28 protein-coding genes are annotated in these 25830 nt (G+C 59.4%); 9 read left to right on the forward strand and 19 right to left on the reverse strand.

All coding sequences use genetic code 11. From position 1 onward, the window contains the following. The first annotated feature begins 29 nt into the window (after positions 1-29). Both FHT29_RS04685 and FHT29_RS04690 read left to right on the forward strand, forming a co-directional pair. Positions 30-1484, forward strand: a complete 1455-nt coding sequence (locus FHT29_RS04685) for a YdgA family protein (protein WP_168599244.1) — start codon at positions 30-32, stop codon at positions 1482-1484. 25 nt (positions 1485-1509) lie between these two features. Continuing rightward, on the forward strand, positions 1510-2745 hold the full coding sequence (locus FHT29_RS04690) for an MFS transporter (protein WP_037194692.1): 1236 nt from the start codon (positions 1510-1512) through the stop codon (positions 2743-2745). 15 nt (positions 2746-2760) lie between these two features. Here the strand turns inward: FHT29_RS04690 and FHT29_RS04695 are convergent, their stop codons facing one another. From FHT29_RS04695 to lgt, 6 genes are all read right to left on the reverse strand, one after another. Continuing rightward, complete coding sequence (locus FHT29_RS04695; RefSeq protein WP_037194690.1) at positions 2761-3693, reverse strand: ribose-phosphate pyrophosphokinase; 933 nt, start codon at positions 3691-3693, stop codon at positions 2761-2763. A 105-nt stretch (positions 3694-3798) separates the two neighbouring features. Beyond that, on the reverse strand, positions 3799-4671 hold the full coding sequence (locus tag FHT29_RS04700) for a hypothetical protein (protein ID WP_037194688.1): 873 nt from the start codon (positions 4669-4671) through the stop codon (positions 3799-3801). 53 nt (positions 4672-4724) lie between these two features. Beyond that, the gene (locus FHT29_RS04705; protein ID WP_047562699.1) at positions 4725-5876 is read right to left on the reverse strand and encodes a Xaa-Pro peptidase family protein; all 1152 of its coding nucleotides are present in this window, start codon (positions 5874-5876) and stop codon (positions 4725-4727) included. A gap of 1 nt (position 5877) precedes the next feature. Next, complete coding sequence (pgeF, locus tag FHT29_RS04710) at positions 5878-6660, reverse strand: peptidoglycan editing factor PgeF (protein ID WP_047562701.1); 783 nt, start codon at positions 6658-6660, stop codon at positions 5878-5880. 133 nt (positions 6661-6793) lie between these two features. After that, positions 6794-7891, reverse strand: coding sequence for a class I SAM-dependent methyltransferase (locus FHT29_RS04715; protein WP_047562703.1), 1098 nt, complete (start codon positions 7889-7891; stop codon positions 6794-6796). Positions 7892-7964: 73 nt separating this feature from the next. Then, entirely contained in the window at positions 7965-8852 is an 888-nt protein-coding gene (gene lgt / locus FHT29_RS04720) for a prolipoprotein diacylglyceryl transferase (RefSeq protein ID WP_047562971.1), read from the reverse strand. A 266-nt stretch (positions 8853-9118) separates the two neighbouring features. Between lgt and FHT29_RS04725 the strand changes: the two genes are divergently transcribed. The 4 genes from FHT29_RS04725 to FHT29_RS04740 all read left to right on the forward strand — a co-directional run bounded on the left by FHT29_RS04725 (position 9119) and on the right by FHT29_RS04740 (position 11475). Further along, a complete protein-coding gene (locus FHT29_RS04725; RefSeq protein ID WP_037194679.1) occupies positions 9119-9379 on the forward strand; it encodes an accessory factor UbiK family protein in 261 nt (86 codons plus the stop codon). A gap of 388 nt (positions 9380-9767) precedes the next feature. Next, a complete protein-coding gene (locus FHT29_RS04730; RefSeq protein WP_037194677.1) occupies positions 9768-10268 on the forward strand; it encodes a YbjN domain-containing protein in 501 nt (166 codons plus the stop codon). 1 nt (position 10269) lies between these two features. Then, a complete protein-coding gene (gene proC, locus FHT29_RS04735; protein WP_047562705.1) occupies positions 10270-11109 on the forward strand; it encodes a pyrroline-5-carboxylate reductase in 840 nt (279 codons plus the stop codon). Between the two features lie 24 nt (positions 11110-11133). Continuing rightward, the gene (locus tag FHT29_RS04740) at positions 11134-11475 is read left to right on the forward strand and encodes a tRNA-binding protein (protein WP_047562707.1); all 342 of its coding nucleotides are present in this window, start codon (positions 11134-11136) and stop codon (positions 11473-11475) included. A gap of 34 nt (positions 11476-11509) precedes the next feature. Here the strand turns inward: FHT29_RS04740 and FHT29_RS04745 are convergent, their stop codons facing one another. The 6 genes from FHT29_RS04745 to FHT29_RS04770 all read right to left on the reverse strand — a co-directional run bounded on the left by FHT29_RS04745 (position 11510) and on the right by FHT29_RS04770 (position 16545). After that, positions 11510-12091 (reverse strand): DUF1349 domain-containing protein, encoded by a 582-nt coding sequence (locus tag FHT29_RS04745; protein WP_047562709.1) that lies wholly within the window; start codon positions 12089-12091, stop codon positions 11510-11512. A gap of 12 nt (positions 12092-12103) precedes the next feature. Then, positions 12104-13486, reverse strand: a complete 1383-nt coding sequence (locus FHT29_RS04750; protein WP_047562711.1) for an ATP-binding protein — start codon at positions 13484-13486, stop codon at positions 12104-12106. Positions 13487-13514: 28 nt separating this feature from the next. Beyond that, positions 13515-14216 carry a response regulator gene (locus tag FHT29_RS04755; RefSeq protein ID WP_037194671.1) on the reverse strand — a complete coding sequence of 234 codons (702 nt, stop codon included), beginning with the start codon at positions 14214-14216 and terminating at the stop codon, positions 13515-13517. A gap of 77 nt (positions 14217-14293) precedes the next feature. Next, positions 14294-14776 (reverse strand): MarR family transcriptional regulator, encoded by a 483-nt coding sequence (locus FHT29_RS04760; protein WP_037194668.1) that lies wholly within the window; start codon positions 14774-14776, stop codon positions 14294-14296. A gap of 629 nt (positions 14777-15405) precedes the next feature. Next, entirely contained in the window at positions 15406-15669 is a 264-nt protein-coding gene (locus FHT29_RS04765; protein ID WP_037194666.1) for a hypothetical protein, read from the reverse strand. 246 nt (positions 15670-15915) lie between these two features. Continuing rightward, positions 15916-16545 carry a DUF1236 domain-containing protein gene (locus tag FHT29_RS04770; RefSeq protein ID WP_047562714.1) on the reverse strand — a complete coding sequence of 210 codons (630 nt, stop codon included), beginning with the start codon at positions 16543-16545 and terminating at the stop codon, positions 15916-15918. Positions 16546-16743: 198 nt separating this feature from the next. On the opposite strand from FHT29_RS04770, the gene FHT29_RS04775 reads away from it, so the two are divergent. Beyond that, positions 16744-17388 carry an MBL fold metallo-hydrolase gene (locus FHT29_RS04775; RefSeq protein WP_047562715.1) on the forward strand — a complete coding sequence of 215 codons (645 nt, stop codon included), beginning with the start codon at positions 16744-16746 and terminating at the stop codon, positions 17386-17388. A gap of 61 nt (positions 17389-17449) precedes the next feature. Here FHT29_RS04775 and FHT29_RS04780 read toward each other — a convergent pair whose 3' ends face one another. The 4 genes from FHT29_RS04780 to FHT29_RS04795 all read right to left on the reverse strand — a co-directional run bounded on the left by FHT29_RS04780 (position 17450) and on the right by FHT29_RS04795 (position 20882). Then, on the reverse strand, positions 17450-17887 hold the full coding sequence (locus FHT29_RS04780; protein ID WP_047562718.1) for a BA14K family protein: 438 nt from the start codon (positions 17885-17887) through the stop codon (positions 17450-17452). A 146-nt stretch (positions 17888-18033) separates the two neighbouring features. Beyond that, positions 18034-18249, reverse strand: coding sequence for a cold-shock protein (locus FHT29_RS04785; protein ID WP_004116423.1), 216 nt, complete (start codon positions 18247-18249; stop codon positions 18034-18036). 497 nt (positions 18250-18746) lie between these two features. Next, entirely contained in the window at positions 18747-19637 is an 891-nt protein-coding gene (locus FHT29_RS04790; protein ID WP_047562973.1) for a DMT family transporter, read from the reverse strand. 99 nt (positions 19638-19736) lie between these two features. Further along, on the reverse strand, positions 19737-20882 hold the full coding sequence (locus tag FHT29_RS04795; protein WP_047562721.1) for a PQQ-dependent sugar dehydrogenase: 1146 nt from the start codon (positions 20880-20882) through the stop codon (positions 19737-19739). Positions 20883-21394: 512 nt separating this feature from the next. Here FHT29_RS04795 and FHT29_RS04800 point away from each other — a divergent pair. After that, entirely contained in the window at positions 21395-22597 is a 1203-nt protein-coding gene (locus FHT29_RS04800) for a pyridoxal phosphate-dependent aminotransferase (protein ID WP_047562723.1), read from the forward strand. A 141-nt stretch (positions 22598-22738) separates the two neighbouring features. On the opposite strand, the gene FHT29_RS04805 is transcribed toward FHT29_RS04800, so the two are convergent. After that, positions 22739-23836: a calcium:proton antiporter gene (locus FHT29_RS04805; protein ID WP_047562725.1), complete on the reverse strand. Its 1098-nt coding sequence runs from the start codon at positions 23834-23836 to the stop codon at positions 22739-22741. Positions 23837-24064: 228 nt separating this feature from the next. On the opposite strand from FHT29_RS04805, the gene FHT29_RS04810 reads away from it, so the two are divergent. Further along, positions 24065-24346: a DUF2188 domain-containing protein gene (locus FHT29_RS04810; protein ID WP_037194647.1), complete on the forward strand. Its 282-nt coding sequence runs from the start codon at positions 24065-24067 to the stop codon at positions 24344-24346. A gap of 2 nt (positions 24347-24348) precedes the next feature. Here the strand turns inward: FHT29_RS04810 and FHT29_RS04815 are convergent, their stop codons facing one another. Beyond that, on the reverse strand, positions 24349-24858 hold the full coding sequence (locus FHT29_RS04815) for a GrpB family protein (RefSeq protein WP_047562728.1): 510 nt from the start codon (positions 24856-24858) through the stop codon (positions 24349-24351). Positions 24859-24860: 2 nt separating this feature from the next. Next, positions 24861-25769, reverse strand: a complete 909-nt coding sequence (locus tag FHT29_RS04820; RefSeq protein ID WP_210166116.1) for a LysR family transcriptional regulator — start codon at positions 25767-25769, stop codon at positions 24861-24863. Positions 25770-25830 lie beyond the last annotated feature (61 nt).

Consider the following 25830-nt stretch of genomic DNA (forward strand, 5'->3'; position numbering starts at 1 on the left):
TGTTTTTCCATCATATTTGGGGGTGAATTATGCGTTTTAAAGCGGTTGCCGCGGCGGCTGTTCTCGCCGCCGGCGTGGCCGGCATTGTCCAGGCGGCAGATGTCAGCGAGCAGGGTGCCAAGGATCTACTCGGCAATCTGACCTATTTCCTGCCCGATGATATCGCCGGGAGCGGCGGCATCTCGGTGAAGCCGGTCAGTGCTCATTATGAGGTCACCTATGACCTGCAGAAGCTTTTCGACAAGCTGAACGTGACCGGTTTCGATATCAGCGGCTTGAAGCCGTTGGCGCTGCTTGCGACGCCGCTGGATAGCGGCCTCTGGAACATTGAAGGCAACAACGCCTTTGATGTGACGGCGCGCTCGAAGCCGGGCAGCGGTCCCGACACCGAATTTCGTTATGCGCTGGCCTCCTCGAATTTCAAGGGCGTGTTCGATCCTGCGCTTCACTATCTGCGCTCGATGGATATGAAGGGCAGCGGCATCACCTTCGCCACCAAGACCACCGACAATGGCGTCCAGAAGAACGACGCCACGATCGACAGCATCGGCTATACCCTGTCCTCGTCCGACAGCGGCGAGCCTGGCAGACTCGATATCAAGATGAGCGGCGGCCTGCAGTCGCTCTACGACAAGATCTCGTCAGACAGCACGGCGCTTGGCGAAATCAAGGTCGCGGCAATCGATTTCAATGCCAGCGCGACCAAGCTGCCGTTGAAGGCGGTGAATTCCCTGCTGCATTTCGTCTCGGAACACAAGGACCAGAAGACCCTCTCCGACACCGACAGCCTGGCGCTGAAGGCCCTGCTGATGGACGCGATGCCGATCGTCGGTTCGTTCGACGAGTCGGTCGCCATCAAGGACATTGCCGTCACGACGCCACTCGGTGATGGCGGACTGCAGAAGCTCGGCTATTTCTTCAAGGTGGCGGGGCCGACCAATGCGATGAACGCCGATTTCGGGATGAGTGCCGAAAAGCTCACCCTTGCCTCGGGTCTGATGCCTGAAGACTATGTCGCCTTCATTCCCGATGCCGCCGATATCCAGTTGCAGGTGCCGAACCTGAACTTCTCCGCTCTGATGGACGTCTTGCAGCAGACCGATTTCAAGGTTCCGGACAACAATACGGCCATGGACGTCAAGCTGCAGCAAGCCATGTTCCCGGATGGGACGATGACCATCAACTTTCCGAAAATCAGCGCCGTCTCGGGTCTTTACGATGTCGAGGCCTCCGGCAGCATGCGCGGCTGGCTGAACGAGAAGGACCGCGTGTCCATGAAGATGACGGTGCTCGCCCGCGATCTCGACAAGACGATCGCCGCGGTCCAGGAGGCCGCCAAGACGAAGACCGATCTCGCTCAGCTTTCCTTCGGCCTGATGATGGCCAAGGGCTTCGCCAAGACGGATGCGGACGGGCGTTCGCGCTGGGAGATCGATCTTTCCGAAGACGGCGGTGTGAAGGTCAACGGCCAGGTCATCAAGTAAATCAATCTGAAGTCAGAATGCGATCATGTTTGTTCTAAGGCCGCTCGGCCAGCGTTCGATCTCTCTCCTGTGGGCCGGTCAGGTGCTGGCGGCCACAGGTTCCGAATTCTACATGGTCGCAGTCGTCTGGATCGCGGCGGACTTCATCGGCAGGAATGCGGGATATGTTTCCGCGTTGCAGTCCGGCGCGCTTCTGTTCGGCAGTCTCTTCGGCGGCATCGTCACGGATCGCTGGCGTCACAGTACCACGATGATCGCAGCCGATCTCGTGCGTGCAGCTCTGTTGCTGACTTTGTCGCTTGCCGGCCTTCTGCATCTGATGAGCCTGCCGCTGCTGATGGTACTTGCCGGATGCATTGCATTGCTGACCTCGACATTCGACCCGTCGCTGCAGGCGACCCTGCCGACGATTGCCGTCGATCCTGATGTTCGGCATGCAACCAATGGCCTGTTCGATGCCACACGGCGCATGGCGCGCATTCTCGGTCCGAGCTTGATCGCGCTCGTGAACGGCTTCCTGCCGAAGTCGCAGTTTTTTACTGTCACTGCAGCTACCTTCTTGCTGTCGGCGCTCGCCGTCTGGCTCGCGGTCGCGAAATTCCCGGCTGCGCCGAGGCGTCGCGATTTTTCCGGAACGGCTGCCGTGATAGATGGTGTCCTTGGCGGATGGCGGGTGGCCCGGGGTCATGCGGCGATCCTCTATGGCTTATTCACCAACCTGATGGGGAACATCGCCTGGGCAATGGGAATTCTGCTCGGGATGATCTTGCATCTGCGCGAAACCAGCGCCGATCCTCTGACGGATTACGGCTTGATGATGACGGCTTACGGTGTCGGTAACCTGACGACCAATCTCATTCTCAGCAGCATCAAGCCTCGCCGGCCTGTTGTCTGGATTATCGTGGCAAAGCTGATTTTCGGGGCAGGGGTATTCCTGCTGCCGCTAATGCATGACAGGATGTGGCTGATGATCGTCGCGTGCTTCGCGGCAATCAATGGTCCTTTTGAAAACCTCGCCATGCTGTACCTGATGCAGACGCGCAGCGAACCGCATCGCCTGGCACAGGTCTATCGTCTGCTGATGTGCGCTATTTTCACGGGCTTGTTTGTGGCTTACCTCATGTCGCCGAGCCTGTTTGCCTGGTTTGGCATCGGGCCTTCGATCATGGGTGCGGGGGCGGCTGTGTTCGCCTCGGGTCTTGTCGGGATCGGCTTGCTGGCATGGAGGCAGACACATCCGTCCGCAGCGAAGACCGCCTGAGAGTGCTTGTCGGCCTCAGTCGAACAGGCTCGAGACCGATTCTTCCTGGCTGGTGCGGTTGATGGCTTCGCCGATGAGGCTGGCCGTGCTGATGACGCGGATATTGGGCGCCGATTGCACTGCTGTCGTCGGCTGAATGGAATCGGTGATCACCAGTTCCTTCAGTTTCGAGTTTACAACACGGGTCACGGCACCGCCCGAGAGGACGCCATGCGTGATGTAGGCAGTGACGCTTGCCGCGCCTTGTGCGAGCAGGGCATCGGCCGCGTTGCAGAGCGTGCCGCCGGAATCGACGATATCGTCAATCAGCAGGCAGTCTTTTCCTTCCACTTCGCCGATGATGTTCATCACCTCGGATTCGCCCGGGCGGTCGCGGCGCTTATCCACGATCGCCAGCAGACAGTCGAGACGTTTGGCAAGAGCGCGGGCGCGCACGACGCCGCCGACGTCGGGCGAGACAACCATGACGTTGCTGATGTCGTAATTGGCCTTGATGTCGCGGGTCAGCACCGGAATCGCATAGAGATTGTCGGTCGGGATATCGAAGAATCCCTGAATCTGGCCCGCGTGCAGGTCGAGCGTGAGAACACGGTCGGCGCCAGCCTCGGTGATCAGATTGGCCACCAGCTTGGCCGAGATCGGCGTGCGCCCGGAGGCGCGGCGATCCTGGCGGGCATAGCCGAAATAGGGGATGACTGCGGTTATGCGCCGCGCCGACGAGCGGCGCATCGCATCGATCATGATCAGCAGTTCCATCAGGTGATCGTTAGTCGGAAACGACGTCGGCTGTACGAGGAAGACATCCTCGCCGCGCACGTTTTCCTGGATCTCTACGAAAATCTCCTGGTCGGCGAACCGGCGGACGCTAGCCCTTCCCAAGGGAACATTGAGATAATTGCAGATCGCTTCGGCAAGGTGCCTGTTCGAATTGCCTGCGAAAACCTTCATCTTGGCCCGCCTGTTACCAACCTGATAGCCGCGCTTTTAACCGCCTTGCACTCGAATGCAAGGGGGAGACGCGCGATACCTTTCATATTTCTGAAAAGCTTGTGGCTATCCACCGCTGGAATTGCGCCAGGAATTGAATTCCGACATGGTTTTGGAGGCGATTTTCTGCATGACGGCCGGCGGAACGGCCGTCCACGGGTCGCCGCGCTTCAGCGGCGCGCTTTCCGCGCCCTGGATTCGGTGCAGGCGGTTGCCGTTGTTATCCAGCACATCCCAGACATAGGTCACGGAAATTTGCGGGCCGTCCTCGAAGGCGGAGAGGTAGCCCTTCAAAACATAGCTGGCGCTGGCGTCGCTGGAACTCTTGATCGTCAGGCCGAGCGAGCGGGCATCCGCACCGAGCTGACGCGATAGCGGGGTGACGGCGTCGACGGGCGCGCCGATGATCGGCAGAAAGCGAATGCTGTTGCCGCCGGGGGCGGCGGCGGGCGGCAGCGACGCCTGTTGCTGTTGTTCCGGCTGTTGATCGTCGGCGGCTTGCCGCTGCCGTTTCGGTTGCTGTTGCGGATCTTCCGAAAGGCGCCGGTCGGCCTCGCTCTGCTCGTCGGTTTGCGAGGTCTGCGTATCGGCCGGGGCGATGGAAGCGGTGCGGCCGTCATCAAGCGGGCGCGAGGCATAGGGATTGGTGCCGTTCGACCGCAGCGCCGATGCTTGGTCGTCAAGCGAACCGCCGCCATAGCTTTGCGGCTGATATGCTTGCTGAGAAGTCTGCTGCTGGTAGCCGTAGCTCTCTTGTGTTCCCGGATAGCTTTGGCGACGCTGGGGTGCTGTGGCCATCCGCTCGACATCCCGTTGGGTGACCGGGTTGGAGCCGACATCGCCGATCGCCTCGGGTGGCGTCAGGGCGTCCGTGGTGTTGCAGGCGGAGAGCGCGAGGCAGAAGCCGGCGACAGTCAACATTGTCCTGACCAGTCCCATTGCGCGATCCTTTCCTCGACGGTCTCTCCGTTCAGGATCGCTATCTTACGCCGCTAACGGTTAAGAAATTCGAGCGGGTGACGGGATAGGGCTTTCGGGGCTTGCGACGTCGTCAGATAGGTCTGTCCGAGGGTCATGGCGGTACCGCTGTCGGAGTCCATGATGATCATGTGCACGAAGAGCGACATATTCTCCTCGATCTCCTGCGGATTGCCGATGTGGAACATCTCGTGCTCCATCCAGGACGGAGAAAAGCGGGCGCCGAGCGAATAACCGCAGGCATTCAGCCGGTGGCGCGAAAGCCCGCGTTCGTCCATGATCTTGGCGTGCATGTCGAAAACATCGCCGAAGCTGTGGCCAGGCGTCAGGATGGTTTCGATCGCCTGCAGTGTCTCCAGGCAGGCGCTATAGAGCTCTCGGTGGCGATGACTGGGATTGCCGATGACGACGGTACGCATCATGGCGGCATGGTAGTGAGCGTCGACGCCGGCCCATTCGAGTGTCAGTTGGTCGTCGGCGTCGAGCTTGCGACGGCCGGCCTTGTAGCGGCAGAGCAGGGCCTCGGCGCCGGAGCCGATAATGAATTCGTTGGCTGGATAGTCGCCTCCGCCGGAAAAGACGGCGCCCTGCATGGCGGCGAGGATATCGGCCTCATCCGCACCGGGCTTGATCAGCGCCAGGGCGGCGTCCAGGGCATCGTCGGCGAGAGCGGCGGCGCGCTCGACATGGCCGATCTCCGCCGGGCTCTTGATCAGGCGTAATCGGCTGACGAGATAGGAGGCATCAACGATCTGGCCGAAACTGGCAAGCTGTTGGTCAAGCAGGCGGGCGATGCGGCCGGTCATGCCATGCGTATCGTATTCGATGCCGATGCGGGCACCGAGAAGGTCGAGATCAACAAGCAATTCCTTGAGATCGAGCGTCGGATCGGCATTGACGCGATCGACCCAGATACGGATATCGGAAATGACCGAAGTGAGTTGCGCCTGACGAAGGTCGGCGGAGCGCGTCAGGAGCGTCATCGATCCGTCCGCCTTGACCACCAGGGTCTGAAAGAAGCAATAGCCGAAGGTATCGTAGCCCGTCAGCCAATACATGCTCTCCTGCGCGAAGAGCAGCATGGCGTCGAGCTTTTCCTCCTGCATCTTGGCGAGCAGTCGAGCCAAGCGTGCACCAAATTCGCTGCGTTCGAAATGCAAGGCCATATCAAGCTGCCTCCCCGATGGCGATGGCGGAAATCTGCCGGCCGTAATCCGGCTCCTTCGCATGTGTGGTGCGGCGATAGGAGAAAAAGCGGTCGGGATCCGGATAGGTGCAGAGATTCAGGCTTTCAGCTGTCACGCCTGCCTTTCGCAGGCGATCGACAGTCAGGGCCGGCAGGTCGAACATCGCGTGGCCGGCCCGTTCAGACGACGTGAAATATCTGGCGTAGCCCGGGTCGTGGGCCAGGAACCGATCGACGAATTCCGGGCCGACCTCGTAGCTTGCCTGGCTGATGGAGGGGCCGAGGCAGGCAATGATCGCCTCACGCCTTGCGCCGAGCGCCACCATCGCGTCGATGGTGTTTTCCAGCACGCCGGTCAGCGCTCCCTTCCAGCCTGCATGGGCGGCGCCGATGATCCGATTTTCGGGATCGGCGAAGAGGATGGGGCCACAATCGGCGGCAAGAACGCCAAGCACGATGCCTGGTGTTGCCGTCACCATCGCGTCAGCTTCAGGCCGACTGCCGTCATAACGCTCGTCGATGGTGACGACATCGGGGGAATGAATCTGGTGCACGGTGGCGAGCCGCTCAAGCGAAAGACCGAACCAATGGGCGACGCGGCGGCGGTTTTCCTGCACATGTTCACGATTGTCGTTCGAGCCGAGGCCGACGTTCAAGCCGCGATAGAGGCCTTCTGAAATGCCGCCGGCGCGGGTGAAATAGCCATGGCGGATGCCGGCAGCCTCGGCGGCGCTCAGCAGCGTGCTTGCAATTGGTGTCGGCAACACAGCGTTCCTTGATATTCGGTTTAGCTTGTCGTGCGATGAGTAACGCAGCCGCGGCGAAGCAGTTCGATCTGGCCGGGATGTTGGCCCAGCCCGGCGCGGGCTGTCAATCCGCAGGATCGACGGTCACGGTTCAGCTGACAGGACGAAAGGGCAGGAGGTCGATCGCCGGACTGGAAACCGCAAGCACCTTGAAGAGCTCTCCCATCCTGCCTTCTCCGGCTCCGGCCAGCCTCTCCACGGCGACGCGGATACTCTCCTGAGTTGCGACATCGCGATCGCGTCCAAGAGCCGCTGCTCGTTCCATCAATCCGAGCCCGATCAAGAAATCGCCCTGGTGGCAACATCCGTTGATGTGCATGCCGGAGGCGAGCGCCGTCTGCGCCAGATGCTGAAAATCGACATGGCTGGTAAGGTCGGCTTCGCCGGGATGTTCCAGCGGCGGATCGTATTCATGCATGCGCACGGCCTGCAGCGTGTCGCCAAAACCCGTCGTCATGTGGCCGTAATCGATAGCGAGAGCCGTGCCGCCATGGGTGGCCAGCCTGTCGCAGATTGTCGTCATGACGGCCTGCCGGGCTGGCGCGAGCTCGAAAATCGTACCGATCGGCGGAAGTCCGCCCTCCGGAAGAAGCGCCGGATCAAGGGTGGCGACGCCGGTGGTGAAGGTCAGTTCGTCGTCGACATCGAGGCCGACCGCGCGCTCGCGAAAACCGCTGGCGGTGCGAACGAACTGACGGATGGGGATGGCATCGAAGAGTTCGTTGGCGGCAAGCAGGGTAAAACCATCAGGCACTTCGCCGAAATCCGTATGCCACGAGACTTTTGAGCCATAAGGCTCCAGGGTCTGTTGCTGAAATCCCTGCAAACGCTCGCTGGTCTCGACCAGATGGACCGTCACGACGTCATAGAGCGGCGGCGCCAGCTTGCTGATGACACGCAGCATGTCTGACATCATCGTGCCGCGGCCAGGGCCGATTTCGACGAGACGCACATCGGCCGGCGTTCCGTGGCGCTGCCACGCATGCACCATGAAGACGCCGATCATCTCGCCGAAGAGCTGGCTGATCTCCGGTGCGGTGACGAAGTCGCCGGATTGGCCGAAGGGTTCGCGCGTTTTGTAATAGCCATGCGTCGGATCGGCCAGACACAGCGAAAAATAGTCCGTGATGCTCAGTGGCCCATTCGTGCGGATAATGGCTTTGATCTTTTCACCGAGCGCCGTCGTCATTCTCTGCTTTCGCTAGTGCACTGCCTTGAAAAGCGGGGGCTTTTGAAAGGGTCATGCGATATTAATCTTCAGCTCAAGCCGTCTGCCTGGTTGCTGCCTGCCGGGCGCGGACAACTGCCCACAGACCGATAGCAACCATCGGCAGAGACAGTACCATGCCCATCGTCAACCAGTTCGTGCCGAGAAGATAGCCGAGCTGCTCATCAGGCTGACGGAAGAATTCGACAAAAATACGCGATAAAGCGTAGCCGATCACAAAAATACCGCTGACCGTACCGGGTTTCTTCAGCGCCAGAGCCCAACGCGTGAGAATGAAGAGAACGAGAAAGAGTATGATGCCTTCGATACCCGCCTCGTAAAGCTGGCTCGGATGGCGCGGATCGGGACCTGCGGGGCAGATGCCATTGTGTGCGGCGATCACGTGCGGGCTGCAGAATACCATCGCCCAGGGGACGTCCGCGGCCCGGCCCCAGAGCTCGCCATTGATGAAATTGGCGATGCGACCAAAGAAGAGGCCGAGAGGCGCGACGGCGGCAACGATATCGAACAGGCTCCATACCGGGACCTTGTTGCGTTTTGCGAACAAAATCATGGCGATGGTCGTGCCGATCAATCCACCATGGAAAGACATGCCGCCATTCCAGACTTCAATCGCGCGGATCGGATTGGCGAGCACCGGATCGAGATCGTAGAACAGGATATAGCCGATGCGGCCGCCGAGAACGATGCCGAACGCCACCCAGAGGATGAAATCATCCAGATGCTGGCGCGTCATCGGCGCGGTGTCGTTCAGCCAGAGCTTGCCGTTGTCGACCAGGCGCCTTGCATAGAACCAGCCGAGCAGGATGCCCGCCACATAGGCCAGGCCGTACCAGTGAATCGAGAGCGGGCCTAAAGAAACGGCGACCGGATCGATATCCGGAAACGGCAGGATGGCGGCGAGATTGGCGGATGTCAGCAAGATCGTCAGGCCCGTTGTCGCATGATTCCCAAAAGGCATTGCGCCATTTCGGGACAAGAGCATGCTAAATCCAAATGTGCGCGGAACATGGCGCTCGCTATCGAAACGGTCAAGTCGATTATTGCTGTGTCCTTTATCGCAGGTCCGGTTGTCCCGTTCTATCTCAATTTGCTTGCATCGGACCCTTGGAAATCCTACCTCAGCACTACCTGGCCCCTTATCGATGCCTGTCCGTTTTCGGGGCCGACGGCCGCAAGGAGATTGCTATGAGCACTGGACCGAACCGTATCTTGGATGAATTCGCCAAGCTGATGACCGATGCCGCCGGTGCTGCCCAAGGCGTGCGCCGGGAGATCGAGACTGCTTTCAATGCGCATGCCGAGCGTTGGCTGAATAGCCTGGACATCGTCAAGCGCGAGGAATTCGAGGCCGTTCGCGAGATGGCGATCAAGGCGCGCGACGAAAACGAAGCGTTGCTTGCGAGAATCGAAGCGCTCGAGGCAAAGCTGGCCTCCAAGAGCAAATAAGCACACCCTTTCGCTGTTGACCGGCGCGGCACCCGTTTGCCGCGCTTTTTTCTCTGAAAATATTCAGCTGTTTTTCCACCTGTGGACATAGGCAAAAAAGCCAATCGTCAGAGTCGGTTATGACTCCCTTCTGAATAGACGCCGGAAGAGCTGTCCACAGTGCCGTTTCCAAAATCGATCCTCAGGGGCTGGCTTGCCGGGCATGCCGCTATACACTGATTTTAAATGATGATTCGAAACGGACTTGGTAAGCTCCGGGCAGGATGGATGCGTTAGTCTCGTAGCCGTTCAACATCATCCCGAGGATGTCTCCGGAGTAAAACTGTTTGCGTTCTTTTGGTGTTCGAACACGAAAAAACTGCATTCGTTCCGGTCAAGAAGGTGCTGCATGAGCCTTATGGAAATGGAAGTCGAACGACAGTCGAATCCGGTCGATATGATCGAGTTCGTGGCCGCCAACAATGATTGGTCGTTCGAACGGTCCGGCGAGGACGAACTCGCTATGACCGTCGAAGGGAAATGGACCGATTACCACGTCTCCTTCTCCTGGATGGAGGAATTCGAGGCGCTGCATATCGCCTGTGCTTTCGACGTCAAGGTTTCGGAGCCGCGCGTCAATGAGGTGATCAAGCTGCTTTCCTGCATCAACGGGCAGGTGTTGATGGGGCACTTCGACCTCTGGCGCCAGGAAGATATCGTAATTTTCCGCCAGTCGCTCTTGCTGTCCGGCGGTGCGGAGCCCACGAACCGACAAGTGGAAGTGCTGCTTTCCAACGCGCTTGACACTTGCGAGGCATACTATCAGGCTTTCCAGTTCGTGGTGTGGTCCGGTCTTGAGGCCAACCGCGCCATGGAAGCTGTGCTTTTCGAAACGGTAGGCGAAGCGTGATATGACAGGTCAACAGTCCGCCAGTGCTTTTGCATCCACAGGGCCGATCGTGTTGATCGGGGCCGGCAATATGGGCGGCGCGCTGTTGACGGGATGGCTGAAGAATGGCGTGCCGGGATCTTCGGTGATCGTCGTCGATCCCAATCCATCCGAGCCGATGCGGAAGATGATTGCGGATGCGGGAGCCAGCCATGTCATCGGCATTCCCGCCGGTGTGACTGCGGGCGTGCTGTTCGTTGCCGTCAAACCTCAGGTCATGGATGCGGTGCTGCCGCCGCTGAAGGCGGCGGTGGGAACAGATACGGTCGTCGTGTCGATCGCGGCCGGCAAGACGCTTGCCTCGCTCGAGAAGCATCTGGGCGAGGCGGCGATGGTGCGGGCCATGCCCAACACGCCTGCCATGGTCGGGCGTGGAGTGACCGGCGCTTTCGCGAATGCCAGGGTAGGCGAACGGCAAAGGCAGCTGGTTCAGAATCTCCTGAAAGTATCCGGTCCGGTCGAGTGGGTGCCGGGCGAAGCCGATATCGATTCGGTGACTGCGGTCTCGGGCAGCGGGCCTGCCTATGTTTTCTATCTCGTCGAATGCATGGCGGAAGCGGGCCGGAAACTCGGTCTGCAGGCGGACCTCGCCATGCGGCTTGCACGGGAAACTGTCGCGGGGGCTGGTGAGCTATTACATCAGTCCCCCGACGACGCTTCGCGTCTGCGGCATAACGTGACATCTCCGGGCGGGACGACCGCCGCGGCGCTGGGTGTTTTGATGGCGGAGGACGGCATGCAGCCCTTGTTCGATGCGGCGCTGGAAGCGGCACGCAAGCGGGCGCAGGAACTGGCCGGTTAAATTTTCGACGAAAAGGGCAGAGGCATGACGGAAGAGATCACCTATGGCGATTTCGAGCGGGTGGATATCCGCGTCGGGACGATCATCGAGGCGGAGACCTTTCCGGAAGCGCGCAAGCCGGCATACAAGCTGCGGATCGACTTCGGGCCGGAGATCGGCATCAAGCGCTCCTCCGCGCAGATCACGGTGCACTACACGCCGGAAACCCTAATCGGCCGGCAGGTACTTGCCGTCGTCAATTTTCCGCCGCGCCAGATCGGCCCGGTGCGCTCGGAGGTCCTGACGCTGGGGTTCGAGGATGAGTCCGGTGCGATCGTTCTTGCCGCGGTTACTCACGCGGTGCCGAACGGCAAAAAGATGATGTGAGCCAGCTTTCTTCTTCGTGCAGAGAAGAGATGGTTCAGTGAATATCCCTTGATAGCGGATCATTCAGGCTGAAATCGAGGAACTCTGCCTCGAAGCCTTCACGCTGCGGCGAGCAGAAGGCGGGGCCGACCGATATCTCCTCCAGCATCGGATCGAACCAGGCAAGTCTTGCCATGCGCCATTCGTTCATCCGGTCGGTGCGATACTGGATGAAGAGAGCGTCGCCGTTGCGCGTCACCCGCGCAGACATGGCATCGAATTCGTGGTCCAGCCGAAAGGCGGACCAGTCGGAGTTGCCATTGGTGATGACGACGCTGAAATGCCTGGCGCCGTCGGTATATTCGATTCCGCATTTCATCCAGTGTCTGGCGTCATGGCGGATCATCAGGCCTGCCTGATCGTAAAGTTCGCGGTAGTGTCCGACGAAGGTCACTTCGGCGGTGAAGTCGCCACGGCGGGATGCGCCGAGAAAGTGGCCGTCGTCGCGATGGAAGCCATAATAGGTTTCCTGCCAGAAGTCGGTCTTGTTTCCCGAGCGTACGAACAGCCGCCCCTGGTTCACTTCCCACATGGGCGGCGCATTCAGCCAGTGCATGTTGTCGATGTCGATCGGCATGCGATGCCTCCCTCAGGCTGGAATGCGGATGGTGGCGCGCAGGCCGCCGAGCGGACTATCGCCAAGCGTGACGTTGCCGCCGTGACTGCGGGCAATGTCGCGGGCGATGGCAAGGCCGAGGCCGGTGCCGGATTTGTCGAGATTGCGTGCCTCGTCCAGCCGGAAGAAGGGTTTGAAGACATCCTCGCGGGCACCGACTGGAATGCCGGGGCCATCATCATCGAAGATGATCGTCAGCCATTTGGCGCTGTGCTTGGCCTCGACGCGCAGGCTCTTGGCGTAACGGCGCGCATTGGTGGCAAGATTCGTCACCAGGCGGTTAAAGGCATTCGGACGAACCGAAATCTGGTTGTCTCCTTCGATCGAGAAATCCATGGACTTGCCATGCAAGGAAAAGTCCTGCTGGATCTTCTCGAGAATGTCGCTGAGCTTGAACTGGCCGACATCTTCTTCCGCTTCGCCGCGCGCGAAAGCCATATAGCCCTCGAGCATGCTCTGCATGTCCTCGACATCCTCATTGAGACCCAAGAGATCCGGATTGTCGCCGACGAGGGCGAGCTGCAGCTTGAAGCGGGTGAGTACCGTACGGAGGTCGTGACTGACGCCGGAAAGCATTGCGGTGCGCTGCTCGATCTGACGTTCGATGCGTTCCCGCATCAGGATGAAGGCGAGGCCGGCTCGACGGATCTCATCGGCGCCGCGTGGTGAATAGTTTTCCAGCCTCTGGCCTTTGCCGAAGCTTTCCGCGGCCTGGGCCAGCGCCTGAATCGGTCGGATCTGCCCCCTGAGGAACAGCACTGCGATGCCGATCAACACCAGGGAGGTGCCGACCATCCAGAGAATGAAGATATGGGTGTTGGAGGCATATGTCTGGCTGCGCTTGGCGAAGACCCGCAGCACCTTATCGGGCAGCTTGACCCGAATCTCGACCAGGCTGGAGTTTCCGACCGTATCGATCCAGAAAGGCAGGTTGATCTGATCGCGGATTTCATCGCTCAGAATGCCGTCCAGTATGGAGAAGAAGGGCTTTTCGCGCGGGGCAGGCAACTCGCCGCCCGGTTCGATCGAGATGGCGAGGTCGAGCTTCTGCCGTGCGATCTGCGTAATGGCCGAATAGTCGGCGTCCTGTGGATAGGTCTCGATGACTGTTATGATGGCGGCGATGTCACGCGTGGTCGCCATGGACAATCTCTGCGTCACCATCTGCCAGTGACGCTCCATGAAGACGACAGTCACGACCGCTTGCAGGATGATCATCGGAAGAATGAAGATCAGCAGCGAGCGCGCATAAAGGCCCGTCGGCAGCACATTCCGGCGCAGCCAGCGCGCAAGCCACCGCAGGCCGTTGGACGGCGCGTGGTCCTGGTCGCGCCTGATCGAATCGAATGTCACCATCGCCGCTGATCCTGGAGAGCCGATCTTCTCAGTCTATGCTAAGGCGGTAGCCGATGCCACGCACCGTCTGCAGCCAGATGGGGTTGGCCGGGTCGTCTTCGATCTTGCGGCGCAGCCGGTTGATTTGTACGTCGATGGTCCGCTCGCCAACTTCGGCGTCGCCACCGATGAGTTCGTGGCGGGGGATCGTCTCGCCGGCGCGCTTGGCGAAGAGCAGCATGATCTCCTGCTCCCGATCGGTCAGCCGGATGAGCTCGGCAGACTTCTTGAGCTCCTTGCGGGTCAGCGAAAACGTATAGGGCCCGAACATGACGAGCTCGATTTTCGGGGAATCGGCCGGCGTGTTGCGCCGAAGGATATTGTTGACGCGCAGCACCAGTTCGCGCGGATCGAACGGCTTCGGCAAATAGTCATCTGCACCTGCTTCGAGGCCCGCTATGCGGGAATCGGCTTCGGCAAGCGCCGTCAGCATGATGATCGGGATGTTCTTGATGGCACGCAGGCTCGATGTCAGCGCGATACCGGATTCGCCGGGCATCATCACGTCCATGATGATGAGATCAAAATCGAGTCCTTCCAGCTTGCGGCGCGCCTCGGCTCCGTCGGCAGCGGCCGTCACGCGGAATCCCTTCTCCATCAGATAGCGGTTGAGAAGGGCGCGGATACGCGTATCGTCATCGACGATCAGAAGGTGCGCCGCGTCGTCCGAAATAGCTGTTTTCGTCGTCATTCCATCCGTCTCGATCTTGTCCTACCCAGTGATTGAGATGATCCATTCCGAACCGGCCCCGGGGTCGGAACTCGCCGTCACTTCTCGGTCTGCATTCCCCTCAGGAACCGTTTCACGCTTTCGCGCGTCGCTTCCGATGCGCCTTCGAATGCTCGTTCAATACGGCGCGATTGCGGCTCAGCCAGCGCCAGCGCCAGATCTCTGCCCGCCTGCGTCGGATAAAGCTTACGCTGCCGGCGGTCTTCCGGGCCGGCGACCTGACGAATATACCCCGAATCGATCAATTGTTTGAGAACCCGCGCCAAACTCTGTTTCGTGATCTTCAAGGTTTCCAGAAGGTCTGCAACCGTCATGCCGGGTTCGCGGTTAACGAAATGAACGACGCGATGATGGGCACGCCCGAATCCGCTCTTGTCCAGGATCTGGTCCGGATCCGACACGAAGTCGCGATAGGCGAAGAAAAGCAGCTCGATGATCTCGAAATCGATGATTCCCGCATTCCGCATCGGCGTTGCCAGCGGCTCCGTCTTTGCCGCATTCTGGCTCGTCTGTCGTGGCACCCTGGCATTTCCTTTCCTATTTTGGAGCATTCGGGAAACTTACGCAAAAATATGTCAGCTTTATTGACGCATTTTTACGTCGCTGGTCGCTCCCGCGCAATCTTGCATGGCCCGGACGGTATGCCCCATCTGAAAATTAAGCCCGGCCTCGCAAAACTCCAAATATTTCTTGCATTTCCCTTTGGCGCCTCGTGGCTGGAGCCTAGCTGAGGCAACAATCAATTGCCATGGTATAGCGGCGTCAGGAGACAATGTGGGGCTCCTGCGGGCGCGATGGCGAGAGGAGAGGTATCTCCGTCGAGCGCAATGCTATCAACGTGGTGATTGCGATCCGGTGGCGCGCAGCCTTTTTCAAATGACGGCATCTGCTTCGATGTCGCCGGATACCGCCCGCGATATCAAGACCGCGCCATGATATGCGTCCAGCGCCGCCGATCTCTAGATGATCTGCACATTTTGCAAACGGGTGGCTGAAATCGGCGCCATGTGGAGAATGACGAGGCCGATTATCGCGGTACTGTGGCGGAGACATGTCCATTCCGGACCTTTCCGCGCCATCGAGCAAGATTTCGCATAGGTCTGCAGAAGCCGGGCGTGTCGTCCTGCCCGGCTTTCGCAGTTTCCGATCTCTACGACTTGCGGCCCAGGACCGCGCCGACGATTGCCGAGAGCACGCCGCCGGCGATCAGCGAGGATATGCCCTGTGCGATGAGGCCGGTCAGGGCTTCGCTGCCGATCAGATTGAGGATCAAGCCACCGCCAAGACCGCCGACCGCACCCGCAATCGTTCTGGCGACGAGATTGATACCGTCCTGCTTCAACACAGCGCTTGCGGCGTTGCCGCCGATCGCGCCGGCTATCAGTTGAGTGATGATAGGCCCTAGACTTTCCATGATTGCCCTTCTCCCATTGTTCCGGAAGACGCTTCCGGATGCCCTCTCGGCGCGCCCCGGATCGATGCCAGGGAGCGGCGATAATCCTCAATGATATTAGAACTACATCATGCACCGATCGGTGGAAATAGAAAGGCAACTCAAACGGGAGAATTCCGCAATAATTGCAGGAGAAATCGGCCTTGAAGGCATGCGGCCGGCCGGCCGAATGCGAATTTCGCCATCCTGTTCCGATTGAAGGCCGAATCAGCGGTAGACGTAGACGATACGCCGAGTGCCCGGATCGACCAGGACCGGCTGACGGTTCACTTCGACGTAGCTATATTGATAGTTGGGGATGCGGTGGACCTCGACGCTCTCTGGGAGAGTTGCACCAACGGCGACATCGTCATCCAACTGGACGGTATCGACCGGATTTTCGTCGATATAGGTTCGAATCTCGCCCGGCGGTGTGATTGCAACGACATTACCGTCGTTCTGATCGACGCTGCCGAGCAGTTCATCATCCGGGCCGGGCTGCACACTGCCGGTCTTGACGGAATCGGTTCGCTCGTAAGTGATGGTCGGAACACCCAGATCGTCACGGTGGTCCTGGACGACCATCGACGTGCCATTTTGCTCGACGCTGAGATATTGGGCGTAGACCCAGCCTCGCATGCCGTTGACGTCGACCCGACACCAGCGGCTGCCTTCGATGCAGCCATCCAGCGTCGCCTCGGAGCCGCGCGTCGCGACGCCTACCGTCGGAAATTCCGAGCCAGGACCCGAGCGCACCTCAATATCGGTGGCAGTGGTTGCGGACATGTCGGCCTGTGCCAGGCCGGCGCTGCCGACGAGAACGAAGCCGGCCAGCAGCAGATTTCTCCTCAAGGACATTGGTTTTCTCCTTCTGCCTCAAAAGACTATGCTCAACGCGTCGGGCGCTTCAGTGTTCCGAGCGTTGGCCACGTCGGTTGCCGGTCGGCTAAATCTCGCCAGGCTTGGCGGCCTCCCGACTTTGAAATCGCCAGGGGCTGCTTTGCCGATTGTTTGCCGCTATACCGGCAGCACGACCATCAAACAGACGAGGCGCTCATGGGCATGCTCCAGGCCGGCATCATTCCGGTGACCCCTTTTGAACAGAATTGCACCATCCTGTTCGATCCGGAGACCAAGGAGGGGGTGGTGGTCGATCCGGGCGGCGATGTCGATATCATCCTGCAGATGGTGCGCGAGAATGGCATCGCCTTGAAGGCCGTCTGGTTGACGCATGGCCACATCGATCACGCCGGAGGCGCTGACGAAGTACGCGAAGCGCTTGGCATCGAGGTCATCGGTCCGCACGAGGATGATCGGTTCCTGCTCGAGGATATCGAAGCCAAGGGCAAGATGTTCAACATCGAGGGCGTGCGCAACGTGGTGCCGGATCGCTTTCTGAAGGATGGTGACAAGGTCTCCTTCGGCGAGCATGAGTTCGACGTTTTTCATTGCCCGGGGCATGCGCCCGGCCACGTCATCTATTTCAATCGAAAGCAGGGATTCGCCCATCTCGGCGACGTGCTGTTCAGCGGCTCGATCGGTCGCACGGATTTGCCCGGCGGCAATCACCAGCAACTGCTGGAGTCGATCCGCGACAAGGTCTTTCCGCTCGGCGACGAAGTGGGCTTCATCTGCGGTCACGGCCCAGGCAGCCGGATCGGCGACGAGCGCCGCACCAATCCTTTCTTACGGGGACTGTGAATCAAAAAAGCGCCGCTCGACGGCGGCACTTTTTTCCGGTGATATGAGTAACTGCTCGGGATCAGTCGGCCGTGCAGAAGTGGCGCATGCCGTCATAGCCGACATAGGTGCCGCTGCGGCCGTCGAAGCTTCTATAGCGATCGTAGCAATAACGCATCCATGACGAGGACCAGGGGCGCAGGCCTGCTGCGCTGGGAGGCGCGTAGTAGCTGACATCCCGTTCGACATAGACCCGGCGCGGCGGGGCGCGGTAGTAATAGGGCGGGGGCGGTGCGCCATAGTCGGGCTCGGCATAGATCGGGCCGGGCTCAACATAGCGCGGCTGGCTGGCGATAGCCGAGCCGACGATCAGGCCGGTGGCGAGGCCGGCAGCGCCGATCGCCCAACCATCGCGGTTGCGATGACGCCAATATTCGTCCGCCGAAGCAGCACTTATAGACGTCAGTGTCAATGCTGCGGCCATGGCGGACAGTACGAGCGATTTGCCGAGTATGGTCATTAGTCTGTCCTCTCAGGGGAACGGGACGACTGCAATTCCCGCTCTTTCATGCCAGGTAGACTATACGCAACAAACTGAATGCAGACTGAATGACAAAACCCGGCATCGCTGCCGGGCCTCAACTCGAATGATAGCCGTAAGACGTATCAGCCGGCAATCTGGAGATTGACGGCCTTCGGTCCCTTGCCGCGGCGATCCGGTTCCGTGTCGAAGCTTACTTTCTGGTTTTCCGACAATCCTGCCAGACCAGAAGCCTGAACTGCAGAAATGTGCACAAAGATGTCTGCCCCACCTTTGTCCGGTTTGATGAAACCGAAGCCCTTATCGGTATTGAAAAACTTTACAGTGCCAGTCTCGGCCATGCCTAAGGTCCTTTTCTCCCTGCCCGCCATCCACACGGGCAGCACTACTGTCTTGCCCTTGCGGGCGCTTACAGGCAATTCTCGCAAATTGAAGGAAAAGGTCCCCTATACCTCGGCATGATCTTGATGCGATGTTTGCCACCCGCTTCTCGACCAAGCTGACCGGAATATTTAGCGTTCCCGGCGCGCAATTTTATTAGGACTTCCCATGCTCTAAAAATGCCCGAACAGCGTTGAGAGTGCTGTGTTTATTGGGAATTGGCAAGCAAAAGTTTTTTAACGCATTGGGGGCACACAGTACCGTAATGCGAGTGTGATAACGCGATTCGCAAATTTTTCCGCTTTGAAACAAATTTCTAAGGTTTTTGCATCGTTTGCGATATAGTTTTGGCGTTATTTTCCCAAATGGCTGACGGTAAACGCGTGTTTCAGGTCGTTTGAAAAAAATTCAAAAAATGCTTATGGGGACAGCCATAGCGAGCAATTTGAGGCCGATTTCACGCTGGGGCGCGGCGTCGCCGAGCAAATTCCGGCACCAGTTCCACGGCCAGCATCGCGGCGAACATCAAGGCGCAGCCGGCATAGCCGAGCGGACCCATGGTTTCGCCCAGCAGCAATGCGCCGAGCGAGGCTCCAAACAACGCCTCGGCGGACAGGAAAATCGCCGCCTGCGGCGCCGTCGTATAGCGCTGACCGATTATCTGCAGCGCGAAGGCAAGGCCGGATGAAAAGACGCCGACGTAGAGGATTTCGCCGAGTGCGGCGCGGATATCGGCAATACTGATCGGCTCGACGGCAATTGCGACGGCAAGAGCAAGCACGGCCGTGACTGCGAATTGCGTGGCGGAAATACCGAGCGGCCGGCCGGTCTCATTGACGGCGGAGCCGGCAAGCGTGATCTGCGCGGCCCAGAAGAGCGCGCAGACGACGGTCAGAAAATCACCGATCGTCAGATGCGAGAGGGATCCGCCGGACAGGAGGTATATGCCGCCAAGCGCCATCAGGGCCGCCGGCCAGATGACCCAATGCGGCGTGCGGCGCAGAAAGATGACGGCGATCAAGGGCACGAAAACCACGTAAAGGCCGGTGATGAAGCTGGAGTTGGTGACGGTGGTGGTCAAAAGCCCGAGCTGCTGCGTCGCGGCTCCGCCGAAGAGCGCGATGCCGATCAGCAGGAAGGAGAGCCAGTTGCGGTGCGTCAGCGGCTGCGTCGCCTTTCTGTTTTCCATCCACACGAAGGGCAGGACGACTATCGTGGCGACGGCGAAGCGCAGGCCGATGAACCAGAACGGTCCGATCGACTTCATTGCCGTCGATTGTGCGACGAAGCCGCCGCCCCAGATCGCGGCGGCAAGCAACAACAACAAATTCGCCTGTATGCGAGACATCTGCATCCTGCGGGAAGGGAAAAACGAGTTGGGCGACCGTTAGCAGTTGCTCTTATGCCGGACAAGGGCGAAAGGGGCCAAATCGGGCGACAGCTTCGCCTAACTCGTTGTTCTTGAAACTCTCAGCAATGCACCATCGTCCTCGTCGGTCGTTATCAGCAGCGCGCCATCGGGAGCGACGGTGATGTCGCGCATACGGCCGAATTCGCCTTCGAACATACGTTCCCGCTCGGTGATCTTGCGGCTGCCGTCACGGCTCAGGCGCGAAAGCAACTGGAATTTCAGCGCGGTGACCAGCAGGTCGCCGTTCCATTCGGGAAACATCTTGCCGCGATAGACGGCGATGGCACCGGGCGCGATCGATGGGTCCCAATAGAAGAGGGGTTGCTCCATGCCTGCCTTTGCCGTGCCGATGCCAATCTTCGTACCGGAATAATTGACCCCGTAGGAGATGACTGGCCAGCCATAGTTCTTGCCGGCCTCCGGCGTGTTGATCTCGTCGCCGCCCCTGGCGCCGTGTTCGGCGGTGTAGAGCTTGTTCGTCGCGGTATCGAAGGTGATACCCTGCGGATTGCGATGGCCCTTCGACCAGATTTCCGGCAGGGCACCCTTGCCGTCCTTGAACGGATTGTTGGCGGGGATGCTCCCATCGCCCTCGATATGGATGATGGAGCCGGCGTCGTCATGGAAATCCTGCGCGCGGTCCTGCTCGCCGCGATCGCCGAGGCTGACGAAGAGACTGCCGTCCCTGGCGATGGCGATGCGCGCGCCATACTGGATATTGCCGCGCGACAACTTGTTCATCAGGAAGATGCGCTTCACATCGGTTAGCTGTTTTTCATCGGACGACAATCGCGCGCGAAAAACCTCCGTGCCGCTCCCGCCGCCGGCGGCCACGGAGGCGGTGAAGTAGAGGGTGCGATTGCTGGTGAATTTCGGATCGAGTTCCACATCGAGCAAGCCGCCCTGTCCGCGGGCATAGACCTCCGGCACGCCGGAGATGGGGGCTCCTACCTTGCCATCGCGGATAGTCCGCATACGGCCGGGCCGTTCGGTGACGAGATAGGTTCCATCAGGCAAGACCGCGACAGCCCACGGATGCTCAAGGCCGGTGGCGATCGTCTCGATTTTGACCGGTACTTTCTGCGTCTGGAAGGTTCGCGCAGGTTCGGCAAACGCCATGCTTGCCGACAGCAAGGCAGAAGCCACCAGGGCGATCGAAAATCCTGTTTTGCCAAATTGCATCTTCCCGACTCCCCCAATATCGCCGCTTTCGCAACGTGGGGCGGCCAATCTGCCGTTCAAGGTCGGATATCGGGTCGATAACGTCTTTGTGTTGTCGCGCGCTCATCCGCCGATCCGTCGGCTATTCCGCGGGCGAGGGCTCCGACAGGGTTGTCGGGACGTATCGCTGCGGGTTTGTGAGAAACGAAGGACATGGGAAACCCTTTGTTTCATATGGGAAATTTCAACTGTCCTCAGAAACTGAATCAGGTGCTTCGCAAATCGATTCAACTTCGGGGATGATGATGTCGAGGCTTGGGCGGCGGATGACGATCCGGATGCCAGGCGCTGCCTTGCGCCGTCGCCTCGAGATCGCCCGAAGATGACAAGGAAGACACCGCTCAAAAGCCATGAAATAACGTCACAGTGACGCCTTTCTGCTTGAAACGGCGGCCCATATTCGACATAGAGCTTAGCGCAGAAATCTGGTCCACAGGCTTTCTGCCCATTTCAACCGAATAGGACCGATCATCATGGCCTTTCTTGCCGACGCTCTTTCCCGTGTAAAGCCTTCTGCCACCATCGCCGTTTCCCAGAAAGCGCGCGAGTTGAAAGCAAAAGGACGTGACGTGATCGGCCTCGGCGCGGGCGAGCCTGATTTCGATACGCCTGACAATATCAAGCAGGCTGCCATCGACGCGATCAATCGCGGCGAGACGAAGTACACGCCGGTTGCCGGCATCCCGGAACTGCGCAAGGCGATCGCCGCCAAGTTCAAGCGCGAGAACAATCTCGACTATGCTCCCGAGCAGACCATCGTTGGCACGGGCGGCAAGCAGATCCTGTTCAACGCCTTCATGGCGACGCTGAACCCGGGCGATGAAGTCATCATCCCGACGCCTTACTGGGTTTCCTACCCGGAAATGGTGTCGCTGTGCGGCGGCACGCCGGTTTTCGTCGCAACGACGCAGGCCAACAACTTCAAGCTCCAGCCTGCCGACCTGGAAAAGGCGATCACGCCGAAGACCAAGTGGTTCATGTTCAACTCGCCGTCCAACCCGTCGGGCGCGGCCTATTCGCATGCCGAACTGAAGGCGTTGACGGACGTGCTTGTCAAGCATCCGCATGTCTGGATCCTGACCGATGACATGTACGAGCATCTGACCTATGGCGATTTCAAATTCGCCACGCCGGTCGAAGTCGAGCCGAGCCTCTATGACCGCACGCTCACGATGAATGGCGTGTCGAAGGCTTACGCGATGACCGGTTGGCGTATCGGCTATGCTGCCGGCCCGCTGCAGCTCATCAAGGCAATGGACATGATCCAGGGCCAGCAGACCTCGGGCGCGACTTCGATCGCCCAATGGGCTGCCGTCGAAGCGCTGAACGGACCGCAGGACTTCATCCCGCGCAACAAGAAGATCTTCGAAGGCCGTCGTGATCTCGTCGTGTCGATGCTGAACCAGGCGAAGGGCCTTTCCTGCCCGGTTCCGGAAGGCGCCTTCTACGTCTATCCGTCCTGCGCCGGCTTGATCGGCAAGACGGCTCCGACCGGCAAGGTCATCGAAACCGATGAGGACTTCGTATCCGAACTGCTGGAATCGGAAGGCGTAGCTGTCGTGCACGGTTCGGCTTTCGGCCTCGGCCCGAACTTCCGCATTTCCTATGCGACGTCGGAAGAACTGCTCGAAGAGGCTTGCCGCCGCATCCAGCGCTTCTGCGGCGCTTGCAAGTAAGCAGTCGAAGACAAGTCAAATGAAAAGCCCGCCGGAGATGGCGGGCTTTTTTGCTTTTCCGGCTTCGATATCGGCTCATCAACTGATTCAAGCGCCTCGCGATTTGAATCCGCCTGCTGCCTCAAGCCTTTGAAATCAAAGTCAAAGTCCAAGCGCCGTCAGCATGATGAAGGTGGCGAAGAGGATGAAGTGGGTCATGCCTTCGATGGCGTTGGTTTCGCCGTCGTTTAGGTTGATGGCGGCAACGATGAGCGTGATCATGACCATGACAGTCTGTGCCGGCGACATCGCCATGATGAAGGGCTGGCCGGTATAGAGCGCGATCGCCTCCATGACAGGCACCGTCAGGATGACGGTCGAAAGCGAGGCACCCATGGCGATGTTGACCGTTGCCTGCATGCGGTTGCGCAGTGCCGCGCGCAAGGCAGTCAGGATTTCCGGGGCTGCCGAAATCGCTGCGACGACGATCGCGGCGATGGCCGGCGGCGCGCCCGTGCCCTTGAGACCGACATTCATGAAGGCAGACATAAATTCCGCAAGGGCCCCGATCAGCACGACGCCGATCAGGATCGTCACGATCGATGTGGTGGTGGACTCGTCCTCGTGATGCGCTTCGGCCGCGGCGAGCTTCTTCTCGGTGCGCGGATAGCTGTAGCTGAAGAAATAGCTGTGCTTGCCGACCTGCATACGCAGGAACAGCGTATAGAGCGCGATCATCGCGGCGATGGTGAACGCGGAATAGTAGTGCCATTTCACATCGGGAATGAATTCCGGCACGATCATCGAAATGCCCATGGCCGTCAGGATCATCACGCCGTAGGTCCGGCTGGAATCGTCGTTGTAGGGCTGCTCGCCATGTTTCAGTCCGCCGAGGAGGGCGGCGAGACCGAGGATGCCGTTGATGTCGAGCATAACGGCGGAGTAGATGGTGTCACGCACCAGCGTCGGCGAGCTTTCCCCGCTCATCATGATGGCGAGGATGATGACTTCGACGGCGACGGCTGCCAGCGTCAGGATCATCGTGCCATAGGGGTCGCCGACTTTTACGGCAAGGGTTTCGGCATGATGCGCAACGCGCATGGAGGCCAGCACAATCGTCGCGATCAATGCAACGGCCGCGATCACCGACACGGCTTGCCCCATTTCCAGCACGGCATGCTCGCCGACATAGGCGATGACGGCGATTGCCAATGCCACCAGGAGGGCTTTTTCCTGTCTAAGCCACTTTGCTATGATCACGTTTCCAACCTTTGCGCCGATTCACGGTTGCACTCTAAATCAATGATTTCCCACATCAAGCGCGTATGCGAAGGTGAAATTTGCAGTCGAAGCCGTTTAATGGAATACTGGTTGGATAGGTCTGCCCAACTAAAAATGTCGCGGCATCCTCGAAACTTGTCTGAGATGCATGCGGCCCGCCGGCTATGTCCGGTCCTGAGGTCTTGGCAGATCAGCAGGAGGATCTGAATGGTCAAGGTCGTATACGAAATCGTGCCGCATGATGGTGGATGGGCATATCGTTTCCGCGATGTTTATTCGGAAGCATTTCCGACACATTCCGAGGCGGTGGAAGCAGCCAGGATTGTCGCGGCCGAACAGCAGGTCGGGGGTGACTCGGCCGAAATCAGCTGGCAGGACGAAAGCGGCAAGTGGCATGAGGAATATGCCGATGGCGGCGACCGGCCGGAAACGGAAGTTATCGATGGCCAGATGCATTTCCCGCCGGTGGATACGGCTCCCGGAGCCTAGAATTACGGCGTACCTGATGCCTTGTCGATGATCGCATCGACGAAATGCCGTTTCTCGGCGGTATAGCGATCACCATCGCGTCGGTGCTTTTCCGCCAGATCCAATTTCAGCCTGGCATACGCGGCCATGTCGTCGGGGTGCGATCTCAGATGATCGCGAAAAATGACCCTTCTTTGATGCGTCTGGTTGTTCGGCGGGCAGAGATAGATGCGTTCCGGCGGCTTGCCATCGCGAAGCATGAACGCCCAGACATCGTCATCGTAGCGATTGCCGCGTGGCTCGTAATCTTGATCCAGGAGATGCTGTGTTGCTAGTGGCACGTCATCGGAGCTGCGAAGAATGATGTCGATATCGACAAGCGGTTTTGCTGCCAGGCCGGGAATGGATGTGCTGCCGATGTGCTCGATCGCCACGACATAGGGTGTCAACAATCGCTCGAGCTTGTCGCGAATACGCTCGAAGGCTGCCGGCCAGGCCGGATCATAGGGCGCCAGTTCCACGGCAATACTCATTGTCACGCTCGCTCTCCAGCGGTGTTACCCTTGATATAGTTCAGCAGGCCGGTGACCAGCGCATCGAACGTCACGCGGCAGCGCGGCGATGTCTTCAGGTTTTCATGCATGACGACCCAGGTGTCGAGCGGCAATTCGATCTCGGGCAGCAGGCGCACGAGGTCTCTCTCGCGCCTTGCCAGAGGTATCTGGAGGAAGCTGATTCCGATGCCTGCGCGCAGGGCGTTATGCTGCGCAATGCTATGGTCGGACCGAAAGACGAAGGGGACGCCGTCGAACACGGGATAGCGCTTCAGCATCATCCTGATATAGGCTGTCTGGCGATCGAAGCCGATCAGCTTGTGTCGACGCAGGTCTTCGAGGCTCTCGGGTTTGCCGTGTCGTTCGATATAAGTGTAATGGGCGAAGAAGCCGAGCGGGATGACACCGATATGGCGGGAGAGCAGAGCTTCCTGCGCCGGTTCGACCATGCGAACGGCGATATCCGCCTCGCGCTGCAGAAGGTCCTCCACCGCATCGGAGGCGGAAAGCTCCACGATCAGCTCGGGGTAGCTGGCCTGCAGCCCAGCAAGGATCGGTGGCAACACCTCCGCGCCGATGACTTCGCTGGCGCTGATGCGCACCGTGCCGCTCACCTTGTCGCGCGAGCCCGAAGCCGTGCGCAACAAGGCGGCGGTGGTGCTGGCCAGCGTCTCGGCGTATGGCCTCAGGGCGAGGGCGGCATCGGTCGGAATGAGGCCTTGTTGCGAGCGCGTGAAGAGTTCGGCGCCAACGGCATCTTCCAGCGCGTCGATATGGCGACCGATGGTCGGCTGGGTCAGTCCGAGATCGCGCGCGGCTGCAGACAGCGAACCATGCTGCAGCACGGCAAGGAAGGTGCGATAAAAATCCCAACTTGGTTCAGGTGTCATCATACATTTATGTATAACATCTGCAGATTTTTTGGCAATTTTGTTTATTTGGCGCACGCAG

Origin of the sequence: Rhizobium sp. SG741 (assembly GCF_012275435.1) — a bacterium.
Taxonomy (GTDB): Bacteria; Pseudomonadota; Alphaproteobacteria; order Rhizobiales; family Rhizobiaceae; genus Rhizobium; species Rhizobium lusitanum.

Bases quoted from the DNA above. Each gene is read 5' to 3' on its own strand.
- FHT29_RS04685 (WP_168599244.1), top strand. From the start codon at position 30: ATGCGTTTTAAAGCGGTTGCCGCGGCGGCTGTTCTCGCCGCCGGCGTG.
- FHT29_RS04690 (WP_037194692.1), top strand. From the start codon at position 1,510: ATGTTTGTTCTAAGGCCGCTCGGCCAGCGTTCGATCTCTCTCCTGTGG.
- FHT29_RS04695 (WP_037194690.1), bottom strand. From the start codon at position 3,693: ATGAAGGTTTTCGCAGGCAATTCGAACAGGCACCTTGCCGAAGCGATC.
- FHT29_RS04700 (WP_037194688.1), bottom strand. From the start codon at position 4,671: ATGGGACTGGTCAGGACAATGTTGACTGTCGCCGGCTTCTGCCTCGCG.
- FHT29_RS04705 (WP_047562699.1), bottom strand. From the start codon at position 5,876: ATGGCCTTGCATTTCGAACGCAGCGAATTTGGTGCACGCTTGGCTCGA.
- FHT29_RS04715 (WP_047562703.1), bottom strand. From the start codon at position 7,891: ATGACGACGGCGCTCGGTGAAAAGATCAAAGCCATTATCCGCACGAAT.
- FHT29_RS04725 (WP_037194679.1), top strand. From the start codon at position 9,119: ATGAGCACTGGACCGAACCGTATCTTGGATGAATTCGCCAAGCTGATG.
- FHT29_RS04730 (WP_037194677.1), top strand. From the start codon at position 9,768: ATGAGCCTTATGGAAATGGAAGTCGAACGACAGTCGAATCCGGTCGAT.
- proC (WP_047562705.1), top strand. From the start codon at position 10,270: ATGACAGGTCAACAGTCCGCCAGTGCTTTTGCATCCACAGGGCCGATC.
- FHT29_RS04740 (WP_047562707.1), top strand. From the start codon at position 11,134: ATGACGGAAGAGATCACCTATGGCGATTTCGAGCGGGTGGATATCCGC.
- FHT29_RS04745 (WP_047562709.1), bottom strand. From the start codon at position 12,091: ATGCCGATCGACATCGACAACATGCACTGGCTGAATGCGCCGCCCATG.
- FHT29_RS04750 (WP_047562711.1), bottom strand. From the start codon at position 13,486: ATGGTGACATTCGATTCGATCAGGCGCGACCAGGACCACGCGCCGTCC.
- FHT29_RS04755 (WP_037194671.1), bottom strand. From the start codon at position 14,216: ATGACGACGAAAACAGCTATTTCGGACGACGCGGCGCACCTTCTGATC.
- FHT29_RS04765 (WP_037194666.1), bottom strand. From the start codon at position 15,669: ATGGAAAGTCTAGGGCCTATCATCACTCAACTGATAGCCGGCGCGATC.
- FHT29_RS04770 (WP_047562714.1), bottom strand. From the start codon at position 16,545: ATGTCCTTGAGGAGAAATCTGCTGCTGGCCGGCTTCGTTCTCGTCGGC.
- FHT29_RS04775 (WP_047562715.1), top strand. From the start codon at position 16,744: ATGGGCATGCTCCAGGCCGGCATCATTCCGGTGACCCCTTTTGAACAG.
- FHT29_RS04780 (WP_047562718.1), bottom strand. From the start codon at position 17,887: ATGACCATACTCGGCAAATCGCTCGTACTGTCCGCCATGGCCGCAGCA.
- FHT29_RS04785 (WP_004116423.1), bottom strand. From the start codon at position 18,249: ATGGCCGAGACTGGCACTGTAAAGTTTTTCAATACCGATAAGGGCTTC.
- FHT29_RS04790 (WP_047562973.1), bottom strand. From the start codon at position 19,637: ATGTCTCGCATACAGGCGAATTTGTTGTTGTTGCTTGCCGCCGCGATC.
- FHT29_RS04795 (WP_047562721.1), bottom strand. From the start codon at position 20,882: ATGCAATTTGGCAAAACAGGATTTTCGATCGCCCTGGTGGCTTCTGCC.
- FHT29_RS04800 (WP_047562723.1), top strand. From the start codon at position 21,395: ATGGCCTTTCTTGCCGACGCTCTTTCCCGTGTAAAGCCTTCTGCCACC.
- FHT29_RS04810 (WP_037194647.1), top strand. From the start codon at position 24,065: ATGGTCAAGGTCGTATACGAAATCGTGCCGCATGATGGTGGATGGGCA.
- FHT29_RS04815 (WP_047562728.1), bottom strand. From the start codon at position 24,858: ATGAGTATTGCCGTGGAACTGGCGCCCTATGATCCGGCCTGGCCGGCA.
- FHT29_RS04820 (WP_210166116.1), bottom strand. From the start codon at position 25,769: ATGACACCTGAACCAAGTTGGGATTTTTATCGCACCTTCCTTGCCGTG.